The following is a 20,797-nucleotide window of genomic DNA, read 5'->3' as shown; positions in this document are numbered from 1 at the left end:
TTCAATGTTAATATATTAAAGGTTGATGCAAGCAGAACTTTGGAGGATAAATTATTGTCTAAGGAAAAAGTTGCACGCTTTAACAAACAACATTTTGTAGTTGGTCTTAAAGAAACGCTTAAAGCGTTAAAGAAAGATCAAGTTACATCTTTGATTATTGCTGAAGACGTTGAAGTATATTTAATGACTCGCGTGTTAAGCCAAATCAATCAGAAAAATATACCTGTATCTTTTTTCAAAAGCAAACATGCTTTGGGTAAACATGTAGGTATTAACGTCAATGCGACAATAGTAGCATTGATTAAATGAGAATTAGTAAGTGTTTTACTTACTAAATTTTATTTAACCTAAAAATGAACCACCTGGATGTGTGGGATTAAAAAGTGAAGAGAGGAGGACATATCACATGCCAACTATTAACCAATTAGTACGTAAACCAAGACAAAGCAAAATCAAAAAATCAGATTCTCCAGCTTTAAATAAAGGTTTCAACAGTAAAAAGAAAAAATTTACTGACTTAAACTCACCACAAAAACGTGGTGTATGTACTCGTGTAGGTACAATGACACCTAAAAAACCTAACTCAGCGTTACGTAAATATGCACGTGTGCGTTTATCAAACAACATCGAAATTAACGCATACATCCCTGGTATCGGCCATAACTTACAAGAACACAGTGTTGTACTTGTACGTGGTGGACGTGTAAAAGACTTACCAGGTGTGCGTTACCATATTGTACGTGGAGCACTTGATACTTCAGGTGTTGACGGACGTAGACAAGGTCGTTCATTATACGGAACTAAGAAACCTAAAAACTAAGAATTTAGTTTTTAATTAAATCTTAAACTTAAAATATTTAATATAAGGAAGGGAGGATTTACATTATGCCTCGTAAAGGATCAGTACCTAAAAGAGACGTATTACCAGATCCAATTCATAACTCTAAGTTAGTAACTAAATTAATTAACAAAATTATGTTAGATGGTAAACGTGGAACAGCACAAAGAATTCTTTATTCAGCATTCGACCTAGTTGAACAACGCAGTGGTCGTGATGCATTAGAAGTATTCGAAGAAGCAATCAACAACATTATGCCAGTATTAGAAGTTAAAGCTCGTCGTGTAGGTGGTTCTAACTATCAAGTACCAGTAGAAGTTCGTCCAGAGCGTCGTACTACTTTAGGTTTACGTTGGTTAGTTAACTATGCACGTCTTCGTGGTGAAAAAACGATGGAAGATCGTTTAGCTAACGAAATTTTAGATGCAGCAAATAATACAGGTGGTGCCGTTAAGAAACGTGAGGACACTCACAAAATGGCTGAAGCAAACAAAGCATTTGCTCACTACCGTTGGTAAGATAAAAGCTTTTACCCTGAGTGTGTTCTATATTAATGAATTTTCATTAAGCGTTCATGCTTAGGGCATCGCCATATCTATCGTATTTATTCAGTAATATAAACTGGAAGGAGAAAAAATACATGGCTAGAGAATTTTCATTAGAAAAAACTCGTAATATCGGTATCATGGCTCACATTGATGCTGGTAAAACGACTACGACTGAACGTATTCTTTATTACACTGGCCGTATCCACAAAATTGGTGAAACACACGAAGGTGCTTCACAAATGGACTGGATGGAGCAAGAACAAGACCGTGGTATTACTATCACATCTGCTGCAACAACAGCAGCTTGGGAAGGTCACCGTGTAAACATTATCGATACACCTGGACACGTAGACTTCACTGTAGAAGTTGAACGTTCATTACGTGTACTTGACGGAGCAGTTACAGTACTTGATGCACAATCAGGTGTTGAACCTCAAACTGAAACAGTTTGGCGTCAGGCTACAACTTATGGTGTTCCACGTATAGTATTTGTAAACAAAATGGACAAATTAGGTGCTAACTTCGAATACTCTGTAAGTACATTACATGATCGTTTACAAGCTAACGCTGCTCCAATCCAATTACCAATTGGTGCGGAAGACGAATTCGAAGCAATCATTGACTTAGTTGAAATGAAATGTTTCAAATATACAAATGATTTAGGTACTGAAATTGAAGAAATTGAAATTCCTGAAGACCACTTAGATAGAGCTGAAGAAGCTCGTGCTAGCTTAATCGAAGCAGTTGCAGAAACTAGCGACGAATTAATGGAAAAATATCTTGGTGACGAAGAAATTTCAGTTTCTGAATTAAAAGAAGCTATCCGCCAAGCTACTACTAACGTAGAATTCTACCCAGTACTTTGTGGTACAGCTTTCAAAAACAAAGGTGTTCAATTAATGCTTGACGCTGTAATTGATTACTTACCTTCACCACTAGACGTTAAACCAATTATTGGTCACCGTGCTAGCAACCCTGAAGAAGAAGTAATCGCGAAAGCAGACGATTCAGCTGAATTCGCTGCATTAGCGTTCAAAGTTATGACTGACCCTTATGTTGGTAAATTGACATTCTTCCGTGTGTATTCAGGTACAATGACATCTGGTTCATACGTTAAGAACTCTACTAAAGGTAAACGTGAACGTGTAGGTCGTTTATTACAAATGCACGCTAACTCACGTCAAGAAATCGATACTGTATACTCTGGAGATATCGCTGCTGCGGTAGGTCTTAAAGATACAGGTACTGGTGATACTTTATGTGGTGAGAAAAATGACATTATCTTGGAATCAATGGAATTCCCAGAGCCAGTTATTCACTTATCAGTAGAGCCAAAATCTAAAGCTGACCAAGATAAAATGACTCAAGCTTTAGTTAAATTACAAGAAGAAGACCCAACATTCCATGCACACACTGACGAAGAAACTGGACAAGTTATCATCGGTGGTATGGGTGAGCTTCACTTAGACATCTTAGTAGACCGTATGAAGAAAGAATTCAACGTTGAATGTAACGTAGGTGCTCCAATGGTTTCATATCGTGAAACATTCAAATCATCTGCACAAGTTCAAGGTAAATTCTCTCGTCAATCTGGTGGTCGTGGTCAATACGGTGATGTTCACATTGAATTCACACCAAACGAAACAGGCGCAGGTTTCGAATTCGAAAACGCTATCGTTGGTGGTGTAGTTCCTCGTGAATACATTCCATCAGTAGAAGCTGGTCTTAAAGATGCTATGGAAAATGGTGTCTTAGCAGGTTATCCTTTAATTGATGTTAAAGCTAAATTATATGATGGTTCATACCATGATGTCGATTCATCTGAAATGGCCTTCAAAATTGCTGCATCATTAGCACTTAAAGAAGCTGCTAAAAAATGTGATCCTGTAATCTTAGAACCAATGATGAAAGTAACTATTGAAATGCCTGAAGAGTACATGGGTGATATCATGGGTGACGTAACATCTCGTCGTGGACGTGTTGATGGTATGGAACCTCGTGGTAATGCACAAGTTGTTAATGCTTATGTACCACTTTCAGAAATGTTCGGTTATGCAACATCATTACGTTCAAACACTCAAGGTCGCGGTACTTACACTATGTACTTCGATCACTATGCTGAAGTTCCAAAATCAATCGCTGAAGATATTATCAAGAAAAATAAAGGTGAATAATATAACTTGTTTTGACTAGCTAGCCTAGGTTAAAATACAAGGTGAGCTTAAATGTAAGCTATCATCTTTATAGTTTGATTTTTTGGGGTGAATGCATTATAAAAGAATTGTAAAATTCTTTTTGCATCGCTATAAATAATTTCTCATGATGGTGAGAAACTATCATGAGAGATAAATTTAAATATTATTTTTAATTAGAATAGGAGAGATTTTATAATGGCAAAAGAAAAATTCGATCGTTCTAAAGAACATGCCAATATCGGTACTATCGGTCACGTTGACCATGGTAAAACAACATTAACAGCAGCAATCGCTACTGTATTAGCAAAAAATGGTGACTCAGTTGCACAATCATATGACATGATTGACAACGCTCCAGAAGAAAAAGAACGTGGTATCACAATCAATACTTCTCACATTGAGTACCAAACTGACAAACGTCACTACGCTCACGTTGACTGCCCAGGACACGCTGACTACGTTAAAAACATGATCACTGGTGCTGCTCAAATGGACGGCGGTATCTTAGTAGTATCTGCTGCTGACGGTCCAATGCCACAAACTCGTGAACACATTCTTTTATCACGTAACGTTGGTGTACCAGCATTAGTAGTATTCTTAAACAAAGTTGACATGGTTGACGATGAAGAATTATTAGAATTAGTAGAAATGGAAGTTCGTGACTTATTAAGCGAATATGACTTCCCAGGTGACGATGTACCTGTAATCGCTGGTTCAGCATTAAAAGCTTTAGAAGGCGATGCTCAATACGAAGAAAAAATCTTAGAATTAATGGAAGCTGTAGATACTTACATTCCAACTCCAGAACGTGATTCTGACAAACCATTCATGATGCCAGTTGAGGACGTATTCTCAATCACTGGTCGTGGTACTGTTGCTACAGGCCGTGTTGAACGTGGTCAAATCAAAGTTGGTGAAGAAGTTGAAATCATCGGTTTACATGACACATCTAAAACAACTGTTACAGGTGTTGAAATGTTCCGTAAATTATTAGACTACGCTGAAGCTGGTGACAACATTGGTGCATTATTACGTGGTGTTGCTCGTGAAGACGTACAACGTGGTCAAGTATTAGCTGCTCCTGGTTCAATTACACCACATACTGAATTCAAAGCAGAAGTATACGTATTATCAAAAGACGAAGGTGGACGTCACACTCCATTCTTCTCAAACTATCGTCCACAATTCTATTTCCGTACTACTGACGTAACTGGTGTTGTTCACTTACCAGAAGGTACTGAAATGGTAATGCCTGGTGATAACGTTGAAATGACAGTAGAATTAATCGCTCCAATCGCGATTGAAGACGGTACTCGTTTCTCAATCCGTGAAGGTGGACGTACTGTAGGATCAGGCGTTGTTACTGAAATCATTAAATAATTTCTAATTTCTTAGATTTTATATAAAAAGAAGATCCCTCAATCGAGGGGTCTTTTTTTAATGTGTAAATTTTGTAATGGCTATTCGATTTAGAAGAACAATAATTGATGAAAGACTGACTAATAAAACTTATAACTGATAATACTGTTTAAATAAAATTGTTGAGTCTTGGACATTGTAAAATGCTCCCTTCAAAGTTTTCATTTTTTCAATGTCTACTTTGAAGGGAGCATTTCATTAGTTTATGTCTCAGATTCATATCTTTCAATTAATTTAAATGCTTAATTTGTTTTAAATACTTGCTCTAATTCAATGATTTTTAAAAATACAGCTACAGCGTATTTTAATGATTTTTCATCAATATCAAATTTGGGATTATGGTGTGGCGCTGTAATACCTTTACTTTCATTACCACAACCAGTCAGAAAGAATGCACCTGGTCGTACTTTCAAATAATGTGAAAAATCTTCTCCAATCATCATTAAATCTGATTCATTAAAGCGTACATGTAAGTCATTTGTTGCTTCTTTAATAACTTGATATGCTTTCTCGTTATTATGGACAGGCAAATACCCTTTAATATAATTCAAATCATAGTTAATATCATTTGCTATTGCTAAACCTTGTAAAAGCTTATCCATTTTGTCCATTACATGATTCTGTATATCTGAATCGAAAGTTCTAACTGTACCTTTACAAAATGCTTGATCAGGAATAACGCTATCTGTGGTGCCTGCTTGAATCATTCCAAATGAAAGTACAGCTTGTTTAACTGGATCGATCGTACGTGAAATTATTTTTTGTGCACTTAAAATGAACTCTGCCATGATTACTATTGGGTCAATGGTTTCATGAGGTTTGGCACCATGACCGCCACGACCTTTAATTGTGACGCTAAATTCATCTGGAGAGGCCATGATTGCCCCCGCACGTGAATGAATAGTTCCAGTAGGATAACCACTCCATAAATGTGTACCGTAAATTCTATCTACATTTTCCAGACATCCAGCATCTATCATTTCTTGAGAACCACCTGGCATGATTTCTTCACCGTACTGGAATATTAATACAACATTACCTTCTAATAAATGTTTATGTTCATCTAAAATCTCTGCTACAGTAAGTAAAATTGCTGTATGACCATCATGCCCACACGCATGCATACATCCTGGATTTTTAGACTTATAAGGCACATCGTTTAATTCCTCGACAGGTAACGCATCAAAGTCAGCTCTTAATGCAATGGTAGGTCCTGTGCCCAAGCCTTTAAATGTGGCTTTGATACCATTGCGGCCGATAGGAGTTTCAATATCACAAGATAACTGGCTTAATTGGTTAACAATATAATCATGTGTTTGAAATTCTTCAAAAGATAACTCAGGATATTGGTGTAAATAACGTCTGAGTTGAATTGTTTTATTTTCTTTATTATTTGCTAGTTGGAACCAATCTAACACCCTTATCACTACTTTCTAAAATAATGTTTATAGTATAACATTTTATGAAATTATCGTACTAAATGATTGCTTTGAGATATTTTATCTATGAATGATAAGGCTTTCAAGTTATGTAGAATTACTGTATGATAAAGGTATTACCAAACAATACTTAAGGGGGATTATATACTGTGGTTCAATCATTACATGAGTTTTTAGAGGAAAATATAAATTATCTAAAAGAAAATGGTTTGTATAATGAAATAGATACAATTGAAGGTGCAAACGGACCAGAAATCAAAATCAATGGGAAATCATACATTAACTTATCTTCAAATAATTATTTAGGACTAGCAACAAATGAAGATTTGAAATCAGCTGCAAAAGCAGCTATTGATACACATGGTGTAGGTGCAGGCGCTGTTCGTACAATCAATGGTACATTAGATTTACACGACGAATTAGAAGAAACACTAGCAAAATTTAAAGGAACAGAAGCTGCAATAGCTTATCAGTCAGGATTTAATTGTAATATGGCTGCTATTTCAGCTGTCATGAATAAAAATGATGCTATTTTATCAGATGAGCTTAATCATGCATCAATTATTGATGGATGTCGCTTATCTAAAGCTAAAATTATTCGAGTTAACCATTCAGACATGGATGATTTACGTGCGAAAGCAAAAGAAGCAGTTGAATCAGGTCAATACAATAAAGTGATGTATATCACTGATGGCGTTTTTAGTATGGATGGTGATGTGGCTAAATTACCTGAAATTGTAGAAATTGCAGAAGAATTTGGTTTATTAACTTATGTTGACGACGCTCATGGTTCAGGTGTTATGGGTAAAGGCGCTGGTACGGTTAAACATTTTGGTTTACAAGATAAAATCGATTTCCAAATAGGTACGCTTTCTAAAGCAATTGGTGTCGTTGGCGGCTATGTAGCAGGTACAAAAGAGTTAATAGATTGGTTAAAAGCACAATCACGACCATTCTTATTCTCTACATCATTAGCACCTGGGGATACCAAAGCAATAACTGAAGCAGTTAAAAAGTTAATGGATTCAACTGAATTACATGATAAATTATGGGACAATGCACAATATTTAAAAAATGGATTGTCAAAATTAGGATATGATACAGGTGAGTCAGAAACTCCAATTACACCAGTAATTATTGGTGATGAAAAAACAACTCAAGAATTTAGTAAGCGTTTAAAAGACGAAGGTGTCTATGTGAAATCTATCGTTTTCCCAACAGTACCAAGAGGTACAGGACGTGTAAGAAATATGCCTACAGCTGCACATACAAAAGACATGTTAGATGAAGCAATTGCGGCTTATGAAAAAGTAGGAAAAGAAATGAAGTTGATTTAATATTTATTTATTCCCACGGCAAATATTGTCGTGGGCTTTTTTTAATGTTTAGTTTATTAACAGTAAGTTCTTATAACAATGTTTAGTGCTCCCCAAAATTGAAGTTTGAATTTTAAAAGCATCTTGTAGAATTTAGTTGTATTTTTTACAAAGAAATTCATTTTGATTATTTTTGATAATGAGCATTTTAATAGTAATACATGTTTATAGTGTGTAGTATATGTCTATACTAGTAGTAACTATATAGAGAAAGTAGGAATAAACTATGTCACAAGATGTAAATGAATTAAGTAAGCAACCAACGCCAGATAAAGCAGAAGATAACGCATTTTTCCCATCACCATATTCCCTTAGTCAATATACAGCACCTAAAACAGATTTTGATGGTGTTGAACACAAAGGTGCCTATAAAGATGGTAAATGGAAAGTATTGATGATTGCTGCTGAAGAGAGATATGTATTATTGGAAAATGGAAAAATGTTCTCTACGGGTAATCATCCTGTTGAAATGTTATTACCTTTACATCATTTAATGGAAGCAGGTTTTGACGTTGATGTTGCGACATTATCTGGTTATCCAGTTAAATTAGAATTATGGGCTATGCCAACTGAAGACGAGGCAGTTATAAGTACTTATAATAAATTGAAAGAAAAATTAAAACAGCCAAAAAAATTAGCAGATGTGATTAAAAATGAATTAGGACCTGATTCAGACTATTTATCTGTCTTTATCCCAGGCGGACATGCTGCAGTTGTTGGTATTTCTGAAAGTGAGGACGTTCAACAAACATTAGATTGGGCATTAGACAATGACCGCTTTATAGTTACATTATGTCATGGACCAGCAGCACTACTTTCAGCAGGGCTTAACAGAGAAAAATCTCCATTAGAAGGATACTCTGTTTGTGTCTTCCCTGACTCATTAGATGAAGGTGCAAATATTGAAATAGGTTATTTACCTGGACGCTTGAAATGGTTAGTTGCTGATTTATTAACTAAACAAGGATTAAAAGTAGTTAACGACGATATGACAGGAAGAACGTTAAAAGATCGTAAATTATTAACAGGTGACAGTCCTTTAGCTTCAAATGAGTTAGGAAAATTAGCAGTTAATGAAATGTTAAATGCAATACAAAATAAATAATTAAATATTAATTAGAGGAGCCCCATATGTAAATGTATGAGGGCTCTTTTTTTGGCAAAATTTAAGTGATACTTGTAAAATAGAACCTATTATGAGTATGATTTAAGAAAACGCTTGCAAAACTAATAACCGCAACTAGCGATATGGAGGAAACATGATGTCTTATAGCATTGGAATTGATTATGGAACAGCTTCAGGCCGTGTGTTTTTAATTAATACAACTAACGGTCAAGTAGTATCAAAATTTGTGAAACCATATACACATGGTGTCATTGAGAGTGAATTAAATGGTTTGAAAATACCACATACATATGCACTTCAAAATAGTAATGATTATTTAGAAATTATGGAAGAAGGAATATCATATATAGTACGTGAATCAAAAATAGATCCAGTCAATATAGTAGGTATTGGTATAGACTTTACTTCATCTACTATTATTTTTACTGACGAAAACCTTAACCCGGTACATAATTTAAAACAATTTAAAAACAATCCACATGCGTATGTGAAACTTTGGAAACATCATGGTGCATATAAAGAAGCAGAGAAATTATATCAAACTGCTATTGAAAATAATAATAAGTGGTTAGGCCATTATGGATATAATGTTAGTAGTGAATGGATGATTCCCAAAATAATGGAAGTCATGAATCGAGCACCAGAAATTATGGAAAAAACGGCTTATATTATGGAAGCGGGCGATTGGATTGTAAATAAATTAACTAATAAAAATGTACGCTCGAATTGTGGATTAGGTTTCAAAGCATTTTGGGAAGAAGAAACAGGGTTTCATTATGATTTATTTGATAAAATAGACCCCAAATTATCAAAAGTAATTCAAGATAAAGTATCTGCACCGGTTGTTAATATTGGTGAAGTAGTAGGGAAACTGGACGATAAAATGGCACAGAAATTAGGATTATCAAAAGAGACTATGGTAAGTCCTTTTATTATTGATGCCCATGCTAGTTTATTAGGTATTGGGTCTGAAAAAGATAAAGAAATGACTATGGTGATGGGAACAAGCACATGCCATCTTATGTTAAATGAAAAGCAACATCAAGTGCCAGGTATATCAGGTTCTGTAAAAGGAGCAATTATTCCAGAATTATTTGCTTATGAAGCGGGGCAATCAGCAGTAGGTGATTTGTTTGAGTATGTCGCTAAGCAAGCACCAAAGTCATATGTAGATGAAGCAGCAAATAGAAATATGACTGTATTTGAATTAATGAATGAAAAGATAAAACATCAAATGCCAGGTGAAAGTGGGCTCATTGCTCTTGATTGGCATAATGGAAATCGAAGTGTATTAAGTGATAGCAATTTAACAGGTTGTATCTTTGGATTAACTTTACAAACTAAGCATGAGGATATTTATAGAGCATATTTAGAAGCTACAGCATTTGGTACTAAGATGATTATGCAACAGTATCAAGATTGGCATATGGAAGTAGAAAAGGTATTTGCATGTGGCGGTATACCTAAAAAGAATGCTGTTATGATGGATATCTATGCGAATGTACTGAATAAAAAACTAATTGTTATGGATAGTGAGTATGCACCAGCAATAGGCGCAGCAATATTAGGTGCAGTCAGTGGTGGCGCACATAATTCAATTAATGATGCAGTTGATGCTATGAAAGAGCCAATTTTATACGAAATTAATCCAGAAGCGGAAAAAGTACAAAGGTATGAAACATTATTTAAAGCTTATAAGGCTTTACATGATATCCATGGTTATAAAAAAGCTAATATAATGAAAGATATCCAGAGTTTAAGAGTTGAGGGATAAAAAATTTAATTTGACAGTAATTAGTAATATTCAACGCTATAAATTACTAAAATCAATTAATACAACTAGAATTTCCATTTACGGAAATAACAGCAACATGTACATGTCATATATACAAGAAAGCGCTTTTATATTATAATTATTATGAAAACGAATATTATGTCCGCTTGTGATGGACTATAGCTATATAGAAGAGACAAAGGAGATATTTCTATGAAAAAAATTATGATTACTGGTGCATTAGGACAAATTGGTACAGAATTAGTTGTTAAGTGCAGAGAAATTTATGGGACAGATAATGTTCTTGCTACAGATATTAGGGAACCTGAAGCAGACTCACCTGTACAAAATGGACCATTTGAAATCTTAGACGTAACAGATCGTGACCGTATGTTTGAGTTAGTTAGGGACTTTGAAGCGGATAGTCTAATGCATATGGCAGCATTATTATCAGCAACTGCAGAGAAAAATCCAATTCTAGCTTGGGATTTAAATATGGGTGGATTAATGAATGCATTAGAAGCTGCAAGAACTTATAATTTGCACTTTTTCACACCAAGTTCAATTGGTGCATTTGGAGACTCAACTCCTAAAGTTAATACGCCACAAGTAACAATTCAGCAACCTACGACAATGTATGGTGTAAATAAAGTAGCTGGAGAATTATTGTGTCAATACTATTTCAAACGTTTTGGTGTAGATACAAGAAGTGTTAGATTCCCAGGTTTAATCTCGCATGTTAAAGAGCCAGGTGGCGGTACTACAGACTATGCTGTTGAAATATACTTCAAAGCAGTAAGAGAAGGTCATTATACAAGCTTCATAGATAAAGGCACGTATATGGATATGATGTATATGGATGATGCAATTGAAGCAATTATTAAACTTATGGAAGCAGACGACGCTAAATTAGAAACTAGAAACGGTTATAATTTGAGCGCAATGAGTTTTGATCCAGAGATGGTAAAAGAAGCAATTCAAGAATACTATCCAAATTTTACATTAGATTATGATGTTGATCCTATTAGACAAGGTATCGCTAATAGTTGGCCGGATTCTATTGATACAAGCTGTTCACGTGGCGAATGGGGATTTGATCCTAAATATGATTTAGCGAGCATGACTAAATTAATGTTAGAAGCTATTGAACAAAAAGATACTGTTAAAAATAATAACTAATCATTTCCATTCACTTTAATACACGGAATGATATTTTAAATTACTCTTTATTTTAATAAACTAGTGCATGAATTCTAATATTATTCATTATATATATTGAATTCGCGAGCTTAGTTCATTTTAAAGTAAAGAGTTTTTTGTATGTAAAGTATATTAGTAAAACACAGATTACTTGTCTCTGTGAAATTAATACGTTTATACTAAAAGATATAGTCTTTCTAGAAAATCTGTTAATTAATTTTGAATTTTTAGAAAATTTATTGAACAGCAAAATATGGATTGTTATAATTTAAGTTAAACAAATTCTTATACAATATTATTAGGAGGCAATCACCATGTCACAAGCAGTTAAAGTTGAACGACGAGAAACATTAAAACAAAAACCAAATACATCTCAACTAGGTTTTGGTAAATATTTTACTGATTATATGTTGAGTTATGATTATGATGCAGATAAAGGATGGCATGATTTGAAGATAGTACCTTATGGTCCTATTGAAATTTCACCTGCTGCACAAGGTGTTCATTATGGTCAATCGGTATTCGAAGGATTAAAAGCATATAAAAGAGATGGGGAAGTTGCACTTTTCCGTCCAGAAGAAAATTTTAAGCGTCTTAATAACTCGTTAGCACGATTAGAAATGCCTCAAGTAGACGAAGCAGAATTGTTAGAGGGGCTAAAACAATTAGTTGATTTAGAAAGAGATTGGATTCCTGAAGGGGAAGGTCAATCATTATATATTCGTCCATTTGTTTTTGCAACAGAAGGGGCACTTGGCGTTGGTGCATCACATCAGTATAAATTATTAATTATTTTATCTCCTTCAGGTGCATATTATGGTGGTGAAACTTTAAAACCAACTAAAATCTATGTAGAAGATGAATATGTGCGTGCTGTTCGTGGCGGTGTAGGGTTTGCGAAAGTTGCAGGTAACTATGCGGCAAGTTTATTAGCACAAACAAATGCAAATAAATTAGGTTATGACCAAGTATTATGGCTTGATGGTGTTGAACAGAAATATATCGAAGAAGTTGGTAGCATGAATATTTTCTTCGTTGAAAATGGAAAAGTAATTACACCAGAGTTGAATGGCAGTATTTTACCTGGTATTACACGTAAATCTATTATCGAATTAGCTAAAAACTTAGGATATGAAGTCGAAGAGCGCCGCGTTTCAATCGATGAATTATTCGAATCATATGATAAAGGTGAGTTAACAGAAGTATTTGGTAGTGGTACTGCAGCAGTTATTTCACCTGTGGGTACATTGAGATACGAAGATCGTGAAATCGTTATTAATAATAATGAGACTGGTGAAATTACTCAAAAATTATACGACGTCTATACTGGTATTCAAAATGGTACTTTAGAAGATAAAAATGGTTGGAGAGTCGTTGTACCAAAATATTAATAAAAATTGAATATAATCATGAAAACAATATGTAAAAGTTAATCATGACTAAAATCCCTTTCAATGAAGCGAAGCATGGTAATAAATTAAGTTTACAATGTTTATTGTTAAGTATTGAAGGGGATTTCACTTATTATTATATTTAATTCAATATTTAAATAGAACAATACTACGAGTTCATTTTCAGGGGATAACGAATATCATAGAATCAGCATAATACGAAATAAATAAATAGGAGTATTGATATCAATGGAATGGATATTATTTGATAAAGATGGTACGTTAATTGAATTTGATAGAAGTTGGGAAAAAATAGGGGTACGATTTGTACAATCATTGCTTGAGACTTTCCCAGTACATAATAAAGAAGCTGCTTTAAGACAACTCGGTGTCATTAAAGAATCTATTGATCCAAAATCAGTGATGGGTTCAGGATCTTTACAACAAATTATCCAGGCATTTAATGATGTGACGGGACAAGATACAACCGACTGGTCCAAGTCAACAAGTCAAAAGCTGGTAGATGAACGTATTCCTGAAATTAATTGGGTAGAAGGTGTTAAAGAAGCACTTATCGATTTGAAAGCAAAAGGCTATCAACTTGGTATTGTTACGAGTGATACTAAAAAAGGTGTAGAACAATTTTTAGCACATACCAATGCTATCTCGTTGTTCGATTTGATCATTTCTACCGAAGCGGATGCCTATGAGAAGCCAAATCCTAAAGTATTATCGCCTTTATTTGAGCAATATAATGTAGATCCTCAGAAAGTAGCTATAGTAGGAGACACTGCTAATGATATGAAGACAGCAAGTAATGCAAATTTAGGTATGGCAATAGGTGTATTAACAGGTATTGCAACAAAAGAAGAATTACATGAAGCTGATATTATTTTAAATAGTGCGGCAGATATTTTAGAAGCTTTAAATTAAAAAGAAAGACATAGTGTATATGTGAATTAATGTATTCGATAGAATTGATAATGTAATCGATGATATCTATGGAATATACATTGAATATAAACATATACGCTATGTCTTTAGTCTTTTATCGTGTATCTACTTGTCGATATGTTTGAATAATTCGAGCAATTTTGTCTATCATAGGATTTAAAGATTCGGGGTCCTTATGGATATCATATTCATTAATATTGATACGTACAACTGGACATGCATTAAAGCTATTAATCCAATCGTCATAGCGTTTAAATAGCTTTTTCCAGTATTCAGGGTCTGTATTAATTTCCATTTCGCGACCACGTTCAATAATACGATCAATGACCTCATCATAGTTACATTCTAAATAAATCATTACATCAGGTTTAGGAAAATAAGGTGTCATGACCATGGCATTAAATAAGTCTGAATATGTTTTGAAATCTTCTTTACTCATTGTGCCTTCTTCTTCATGCATTTTTGCAAAAATATCAACATCTTCATAAATTGATCGATCTTGGACAAAGCCACCACCATATTCAAACATACGCTTTTGTTCTTTAAAACGTTCAGCTAAGAAGTAAATTTGCAAATGGAAACTCCATCGTTCAAAATCGCTATAAAATTTATCTAAATATGGATTATGTTCGACATTTTCAAAAGACGTTTTAAAGTTTAATTTATCTGCAAGTGCTTGCGTTAGTGTTGATTTTCCAACACCAACTGTACCTGCAATGGTTATAATGGCATTTTGTGGAATACCGTAATTATTCATTGGTAATATCTCCTATCATAGGTAATATAATATGTAATATATCTTCGTAATCTTGTTCATTTTTAAGAAAATCAATAGAAGTTGTATCGATTAAAACTACATTTGAACCATTACTTTGTAAGGACTCATAATACTCACGATAATCTTTTTTTAACTTTAACAGATATTCATCTTCTATTTGATGCTCAAAACTACGGTTACGTTTAGCAATTCTAGATTTTAACACATCAAGGTCTGCATCTAAAAAGATAATCATATTCGGCATAATCATATCTTCAGTTAAAATATCATAAATTTTACTGAATTTCTGAAATTCAACAGGACTCAAAGTATTTTTAGCAAATATCTTATTTTTATGTATATGATAATCACTAACTACACCTTGATTTAGTTGTGTTACATCTTGAAATTGCTTATATCTATTGCATAAAAAGAACATTTCAGTTTGAAAACTCCATTTAGAGATATCTTCATAAAAGTCTGATAAAAATGGATTTTCTGTGATGATTTCTTTTTCTTCATAAAAATCTAAAGTTTGACTTAATTTGTGTGCAAGTGAAGATTTACCTACGCCAATAGGACCTTCAATTGCTATAAAAGGTTTGTTCATATTCACATCTCCAAATGTTAAAATAGACATTGAGTATTGTACCATAAGTGAGGTATCTGGACATAAATGACAAATGATATATATTTTATGACATTAGCGATTGAAGAAGCTAAAAAAGCAGCTCAACTAGGCGAAGTACCTATAGGTGCTATCATCACTAAAGATGATGAAGTTATCGCTAGAGCACATAATTTAAGAGAAACACTACAACAACCAACGGCGCATGCTGAACATATTGCAATTGAACGTGCAGCCAAAGTGTTAGGTAGTTGGCGTTTAGAAGGTTGCACATTATATGTAACCTTAGAACCATGTGTCATGTGCGCAGGAACAATTGTAATGAGTCGCATTCCAAGAGTCGTCTATGGCGCAGATGATCTTAAAGGTGGTTGTAGTGGCAGTTTAATGAATTTATTGCAACAATCTAATTTTAATCATCGTGCAATTGTTGATAAAGGTCTACTTAAAGAAGCATGTAGCACATTATTAACAACATTTTTTAAAAACTTAAGAGCCAATAAGAAATCCACCAATTAGACGATAGTACATACTAATTAAAATTTGTTAGAATTACATTATATGATAAATTAATGACAATATAAATGTTAATAGAAAAGTATGTGCGCTGAGTATATATTCTTATTTAAGAACAAGATTTTAAATTTACGAAACGAGGTAACATAATGATAAAACTAATAGCCACTGATATGGATGGCACGCTACTTAATGCAGCACATGAAATTTCTCAACCTAATATTGATGCGATTAAATACGCTCAAGAACAAGGGATAACAGTTGTTATCGCGACAGGTCGAGCATTTTATGAAGCACAAGCACCAGTTGCTGACACAGATTTAACAGTACCATATATTTGTTTGAATGGTGCTGAAGTACGTGATGAAACTTTCAATGTAATGAGCACTTCACACCTTAATAAATCGTTAGTACACAAAATTACAAATGTTTTAAAAGATGCAGGTATTTATTATCAAGTATACACGAGTCGTGCGATTTATACTGAAGATCCACAAAGAGATTTAGACATTTACATAGATATTGCTGAGCGTGCAGGTCAACATGCAAACGTTGAGCGTATTAAAAATGGTATTCAAAGACGCATAGATAATGGTACGTTGAAAGTTGTTGATAATTATGATGCTATTGAAAACATACCTGGTGAATTAATTATGAAAATATTAGCATTTGATGGAAATTTAGAAAAAATTGACAAAGCTAGTAAAATTTTAGCTGAATCTCCGAATTTAGCTATATCATCATCTTCGAGAGGAAATATAGAAATAACGCATTCAGATGCACAAAAAGGTATTGCGCTAGAAACAATTGCCGAAAGATTAGGGATTGAAATGAAAGATGTCATGGCAATAGGTGACAATTTAAATGACTTATCAATGTTAGAGAAAGTTGGCTATCCAGTTGCGATGGAAAATGGTGCAGAAGAAGTTAAAAAAATAGCGAAATATGTCACAGATACGAATGAAAATAGTGGTGTTGGAAAAGCTATTATGAAATTATTACGTGAACAACAAGTTTAATAAAAAAAGAGGGGTCAAATATGAAAGGATTAATTATTATTGGCAGTGCACAAGTGAATTCACATACAAGTGCACTAGCAAGATACTTAACTGAGCATTTTAAAACACATGATATTGAAGCGGAAATATTCGATTTAGCAGAAAAACCGTTAAATCAATTAGATTTTTCAGGAACAACACCGTCTATTGATGAAATCAAACAAAATATGAAAGATTTAAAAGAGAAAGCAATGGCGGCGGACTTTTTAATATTAGGAACGCCAAACTATCATGGTTCATATTCTGGAATATTGAAAAATGCATTAGATCATCTAAATATGGATTATTTTAAAATGAAACCTGTAGGCTTAATAGGAAATAGTGGTGGTATTGTTAGTTCAGAGCCATTGTCACATTTAAGAGTAATCGTCAGAAGTTTACTAGGCATTGCTGTACCAACTCAAATAGCAACACATGATTCTGATTTTGCTAAAAATGAAGATGGTTCATATTACTTAAATGATAGTGAATTCCAATTACGAGCAAGATTATTTGTCGATCAAATTGTATCTTTTGTGAATAATAGTCCATATGAACATTTAAAATAATATTAAAAAATATGTAAATATACATTAAAAATAGGTATGTAGCTTAAGGTATTTCATTGAGAATGCTTTTAAGTCACATGCCTATTTTTTGTTCTAATGCACCAATAGTAAGCCTTTGAGATTACTGTTGTGAGCAATGTTATTAATTAAAATAAGATGTAATAGCGAATTGAAAACAAGCTTAGATTAAAAGTGAGTTTTAAAAATATAGATAAATAATTTAAAGCAATTAAAGAAAAAAAGTATTGAAAATTGCAATTCTTAAACTGGAATTCATATTAATATTTGTAGCAAATAACATTGTAAAATAAAGAAAAATAATTAAAGTATTGCACTTTATTGAAATTTATATTACGATAGTAATGCAGAAATTTATATATGCAAAATATTATATTTATCAAATTTTGATATTTTAAAGGAGTATTATTAAATGAATAATAAAAAGACAGCAACAAATAGAAAAGGCATGATACCAAATCGATTAAACAAATTTTCGATAAGAAAGTATTCTGTAGGTACTGCTTCAATTTTAGTAGGGACAACATTGATTTTTGGGTTAAGTGGTCATGAAGCTAAAGCGGCAGAACATACGAATGGAGAATTAAATCAATCAAAAAATGAAACGACAGGCACAAGTGAGAATAAAACAACTGAAAAAGTTGATAGTCGTCAACTAAAAGACAATACGCAAACTGCAACTGCAGATCAGCCTAAAGTGACAATGAGTGATAGTGCAACAGTTAAAGAAACTAGTAGTAACATGCAATCACCACAAAACGCTACAGCTAATCAATCTACTACACAAACTAGCAATGTAACAACAAATGATAAATCAGCAACTACATATAGTAACGATACTAGTAAAAGCAATTTAACGCAGGCAAAAGACGTTTCAACTAAGCCTAAAACAACAACTATTAAACCAAGAACATTAAACCGTATGGCAGTGAATACTGTTGCAGCACCACAACAAGGTACAAATGTTAATGATAAAGTACATTTTAAGAATATTGATATTGCGATTGATAAAGGACATGTTAATAAAGATACTGGTAAAACTGAATTTTGGGCAACTTCAAGTGATGTTTTAAAATTAAAAGCAAATTATACAATCGATGATTCTGTTAAAGAGGGCGATACATTTACTTTTAAATATGGTCAATATTTCCGTCCAGGATCAGTAAGATTACCATCGAAAACACAAAATTTATATAATGCTCAAGGTAACATTATTGCTAAAGGTATTTATGATAGTGCAACAAATTCAACAACATATACATTTACAAACTATGTTGATCAATATACAAATATTAGTGGTAGTATTGAACAAGTTTCATTTGCCAAACGTGAAAATGCAACAACTGATAAAACTGCTTATAAAATGGAAGTTACATTAGGAAACGACTCTTATAGTAAAGAAGTTATTGTCGATTATGGTAATAAAAAAGCACAACCGCTTATTTCAAGTACAAATTATATCAACAATGAAGATTTGTCACGAAATATGACTGCATATGTAAATCAACCTAAAAATACATATACTAAACAAACGTTTGTTACTAATTTAACTGGATATAAATTTAATCCAAATGCAAAAAACTTCAAAATATACGAAGTGACTAACCAAAATCAGTTTGTGGATAGTTTCACACCAGATACTTCAAAACTTACAGATGTTACTGATCAATTCGATATTAATTATAGTAATGATAATAAAACAGCTACAGTCGATTTAATGAAAGGCCAAAAAAGTAGTAATAAACAATACATCATTCAACAAGTTGCTTATCCAGATAATAGTTCAACAGATAATGGGAAAATTGATTATACTTTAGACACTGACAAAACTAAATATAGTTGGTCAAATAGTTATTCAAATGTGAATGGCTCATCAACTGCAAATGGCGATCAAAAAAAATACAATCTTGGTGATTATGTTTGGGAAGATACAAATAAAGATGGTAAACAAGATGCTAACGAAAAGGGTATTAAAGGCGTGTATGTCATTCTTAAAGATAGCAATGGTAAAGAATTAGATCGTACGACAACAGATGAAAATGGTAAATATCAGTTCACAGGTTTAAGCAATGGAACATATAGTGTAGAATTTTCAACACCAGCCGGTTATACACCAACAACTGCAAATGCAGGTACAGATGACGCAATAGATTCTGATGGACTAACTACAACAGGTGTCATTAAAGATGCTGACAACATGACATTAGACAGTGGATTCTATAAAACACCAAAATACAGTTTAGGTGATTATGTTTGGTATGACAGTAATAAAGATGGTAAACAAGATTCGACTGAAAAAGGAATTAAAGGTGTTAAAGTTACATTGCAAAATGAAAAAGGCGAAGTAATTGGTACAACTGAAACAGATTCAAATGGTAAATATCGTTTTGATAATTTAGATAGTGGTAAATACAAAGTTATCTTTGAAAAGCCTGCTGGCTTAACTCAAACAGGTACAAATACAACTGAAGATGATAAAGATGCTGATGGTGGCGAAGTTGACGTAACAATTACGGATCATGATGATTTCACACTAGATAATGGCTACTACGAAGAAGAAACATCAGATAGCGACTCAGATTCAGACAGCGATTCAGACTCAGATAGCGACTCAGATTCTGACAGCGATTCAGACTCAGATAGCGACTCAGATTCAGACAGCGACTCAGACTCAGATAGCGACTCAGACTCAGACAGCGACTCAGACTCAGATAGCGACTCAGACTCAGACAGCGACTCAGATTCAGATAGCGATTCAGACTCAGACAGCGATTCAGACTCAGATAGCGACTCAGACTCAGATAGCGATTCAGACTCAGACAGCGATTCAGACTCAGACAGCGACTCAGACTCAGATAGCGATTCAGACTCAGACAGTGATTCATATTCAGACAGCGATTCAGAATCAGACAGTGACTCAGATTCAGATAGCGATTCGGACTCAGATAGCGACTCAGATTCAGACAGCGACTCAGATTCAGATAGCGATTCGGACTCAGACAACGACTCAGA

General features: G+C 33.6%; 18 protein-coding genes. 15 read left to right on the top strand and 3 right to left on the bottom strand.

Going from position 1 to position 20,797, the window contains the following annotated elements:
- Positions 1-54: 54 nt before the first annotated feature.
- The 5 genes from IDG64_RS08675 to tuf all read left to right on the top strand — a co-directional run bounded on the left by IDG64_RS08675 (position 55) and on the right by tuf (position 4,961).
- Positions 55-309, top strand: coding sequence for a ribosomal L7Ae/L30e/S12e/Gadd45 family protein (locus IDG64_RS08675; RefSeq protein ID WP_000031892.1), 255 nt, complete (start codon positions 55-57; stop codon positions 307-309).
- A gap of 97 nt (positions 310-406) precedes the next feature.
- On the top strand, positions 407-820 hold the full coding sequence (gene rpsL / locus IDG64_RS08670; protein WP_001142337.1) for a 30S ribosomal protein S12: 414 nt from the start codon (positions 407-409) through the stop codon (positions 818-820).
- A gap of 65 nt (positions 821-885) precedes the next feature.
- A complete protein-coding gene (rpsG, locus tag IDG64_RS08665) occupies positions 886-1,356 on the top strand; it encodes a 30S ribosomal protein S7 (RefSeq protein WP_001137495.1) in 471 nt (156 codons plus the stop codon).
- Between the two features lie 122 nt (positions 1,357-1,478).
- The gene (fusA, locus tag IDG64_RS08660; RefSeq protein WP_000090315.1) at positions 1,479-3,560 is read left to right on the top strand and encodes an elongation factor G; all 2,082 of its coding nucleotides are present in this window, start codon (positions 1,479-1,481) and stop codon (positions 3,558-3,560) included.
- 216 nt (positions 3,561-3,776) lie between these two features.
- Positions 3,777-4,961, top strand: a complete 1,185-nt coding sequence (gene tuf / locus IDG64_RS08655; protein ID WP_001040568.1) for an elongation factor Tu — start codon at positions 3,777-3,779, stop codon at positions 4,959-4,961.
- A 281-nt stretch (positions 4,962-5,242) separates the two neighbouring features.
- Here tuf and IDG64_RS08650 read toward each other — a convergent pair whose 3' ends face one another.
- Positions 5,243-6,418: a M20 family metallopeptidase gene (locus tag IDG64_RS08650; protein ID WP_000887920.1), complete on the bottom strand. Its 1,176-nt coding sequence runs from the start codon at positions 6,416-6,418 to the stop codon at positions 5,243-5,245.
- 170 nt (positions 6,419-6,588) lie between these two features.
- Between IDG64_RS08650 and IDG64_RS08645 the strand changes: the two genes are divergently transcribed.
- The 6 genes from IDG64_RS08645 to IDG64_RS08620 all read left to right on the top strand — a co-directional run bounded on the left by IDG64_RS08645 (position 6,589) and on the right by IDG64_RS08620 (position 14,239).
- Positions 6,589-7,776 (top strand): glycine C-acetyltransferase, encoded by a 1,188-nt coding sequence (locus tag IDG64_RS08645; RefSeq protein ID WP_000250823.1) that lies wholly within the window; start codon positions 6,589-6,591, stop codon positions 7,774-7,776.
- 265 nt (positions 7,777-8,041) lie between these two features.
- A complete protein-coding gene (gene hchA / locus IDG64_RS08640; protein ID WP_000076404.1) occupies positions 8,042-8,920 on the top strand; it encodes a glyoxalase III HchA in 879 nt (292 codons plus the stop codon).
- A gap of 157 nt (positions 8,921-9,077) precedes the next feature.
- On the top strand, positions 9,078-10,715 hold the full coding sequence (locus IDG64_RS08635) for a ribulokinase (RefSeq protein WP_000122354.1): 1,638 nt from the start codon (positions 9,078-9,080) through the stop codon (positions 10,713-10,715).
- Between the two features lie 213 nt (positions 10,716-10,928).
- Positions 10,929-11,894, top strand: coding sequence for an NAD-dependent epimerase/dehydratase family protein (locus IDG64_RS08630; RefSeq protein WP_000723301.1), 966 nt, complete (start codon positions 10,929-10,931; stop codon positions 11,892-11,894).
- A 335-nt stretch (positions 11,895-12,229) separates the two neighbouring features.
- Entirely contained in the window at positions 12,230-13,306 is a 1,077-nt protein-coding gene (locus IDG64_RS08625) for a branched-chain amino acid aminotransferase (protein WP_000076038.1), read from the top strand.
- A gap of 249 nt (positions 13,307-13,555) precedes the next feature.
- Positions 13,556-14,239, top strand: a complete 684-nt coding sequence (locus tag IDG64_RS08620; RefSeq protein WP_000454780.1) for an HAD family hydrolase — start codon at positions 13,556-13,558, stop codon at positions 14,237-14,239.
- 115 nt (positions 14,240-14,354) lie between these two features.
- Here the strand turns inward: IDG64_RS08620 and IDG64_RS08615 are convergent, their stop codons facing one another.
- The gene (locus IDG64_RS08615) at positions 14,355-15,017 is read right to left on the bottom strand and encodes a deoxynucleoside kinase (RefSeq protein ID WP_001067261.1); all 663 of its coding nucleotides are present in this window, start codon (positions 15,015-15,017) and stop codon (positions 14,355-14,357) included.
- A complete protein-coding gene (locus IDG64_RS08610; RefSeq protein WP_001039516.1) occupies positions 15,010-15,627 on the bottom strand; it encodes a deoxynucleoside kinase in 618 nt (205 codons plus the stop codon). Before IDG64_RS08610 ends, IDG64_RS08615 begins: the two co-directional genes overlap by 8 nt.
- A gap of 66 nt (positions 15,628-15,693) precedes the next feature.
- Here IDG64_RS08610 and tadA point away from each other — a divergent pair, with 66 nt between their 5' ends.
- The 4 genes from tadA to sdrC form a co-directional block, all read left to right on the top strand.
- Positions 15,694-16,164 (top strand): tRNA adenosine(34) deaminase TadA, encoded by a 471-nt coding sequence (tadA, locus tag IDG64_RS08605; protein WP_000180279.1) that lies wholly within the window; start codon positions 15,694-15,696, stop codon positions 16,162-16,164.
- A gap of 146 nt (positions 16,165-16,310) precedes the next feature.
- Positions 16,311-17,180, top strand: coding sequence for a Cof-type HAD-IIB family hydrolase (locus IDG64_RS08600; RefSeq protein ID WP_000593361.1), 870 nt, complete (start codon positions 16,311-16,313; stop codon positions 17,178-17,180).
- Positions 17,181-17,200: 20 nt separating this feature from the next.
- A complete protein-coding gene (locus IDG64_RS08595; protein ID WP_000677261.1) occupies positions 17,201-17,767 on the top strand; it encodes an NADPH-dependent FMN reductase in 567 nt (188 codons plus the stop codon).
- Between the two features lie 430 nt (positions 17,768-18,197).
- A partial coding sequence (gene sdrC / locus IDG64_RS08590) for an MSCRAMM family adhesin SdrC (RefSeq protein ID WP_206171306.1) occupies positions 18,198-20,797 on the top strand: 2,600 nt, incomplete at its 3' end.

It is taken from the genome of Staphylococcus sp. EG-SA-15 (assembly GCF_017151895.1).
Lineage (GTDB): Bacteria > Bacillota > Bacilli > Staphylococcales > Staphylococcaceae > Staphylococcus > Staphylococcus aureus.
The sequence above is the reverse complement of the archived record's forward strand: the minus strand, read 5'-3'. Positions and strand labels throughout refer to the sequence as shown.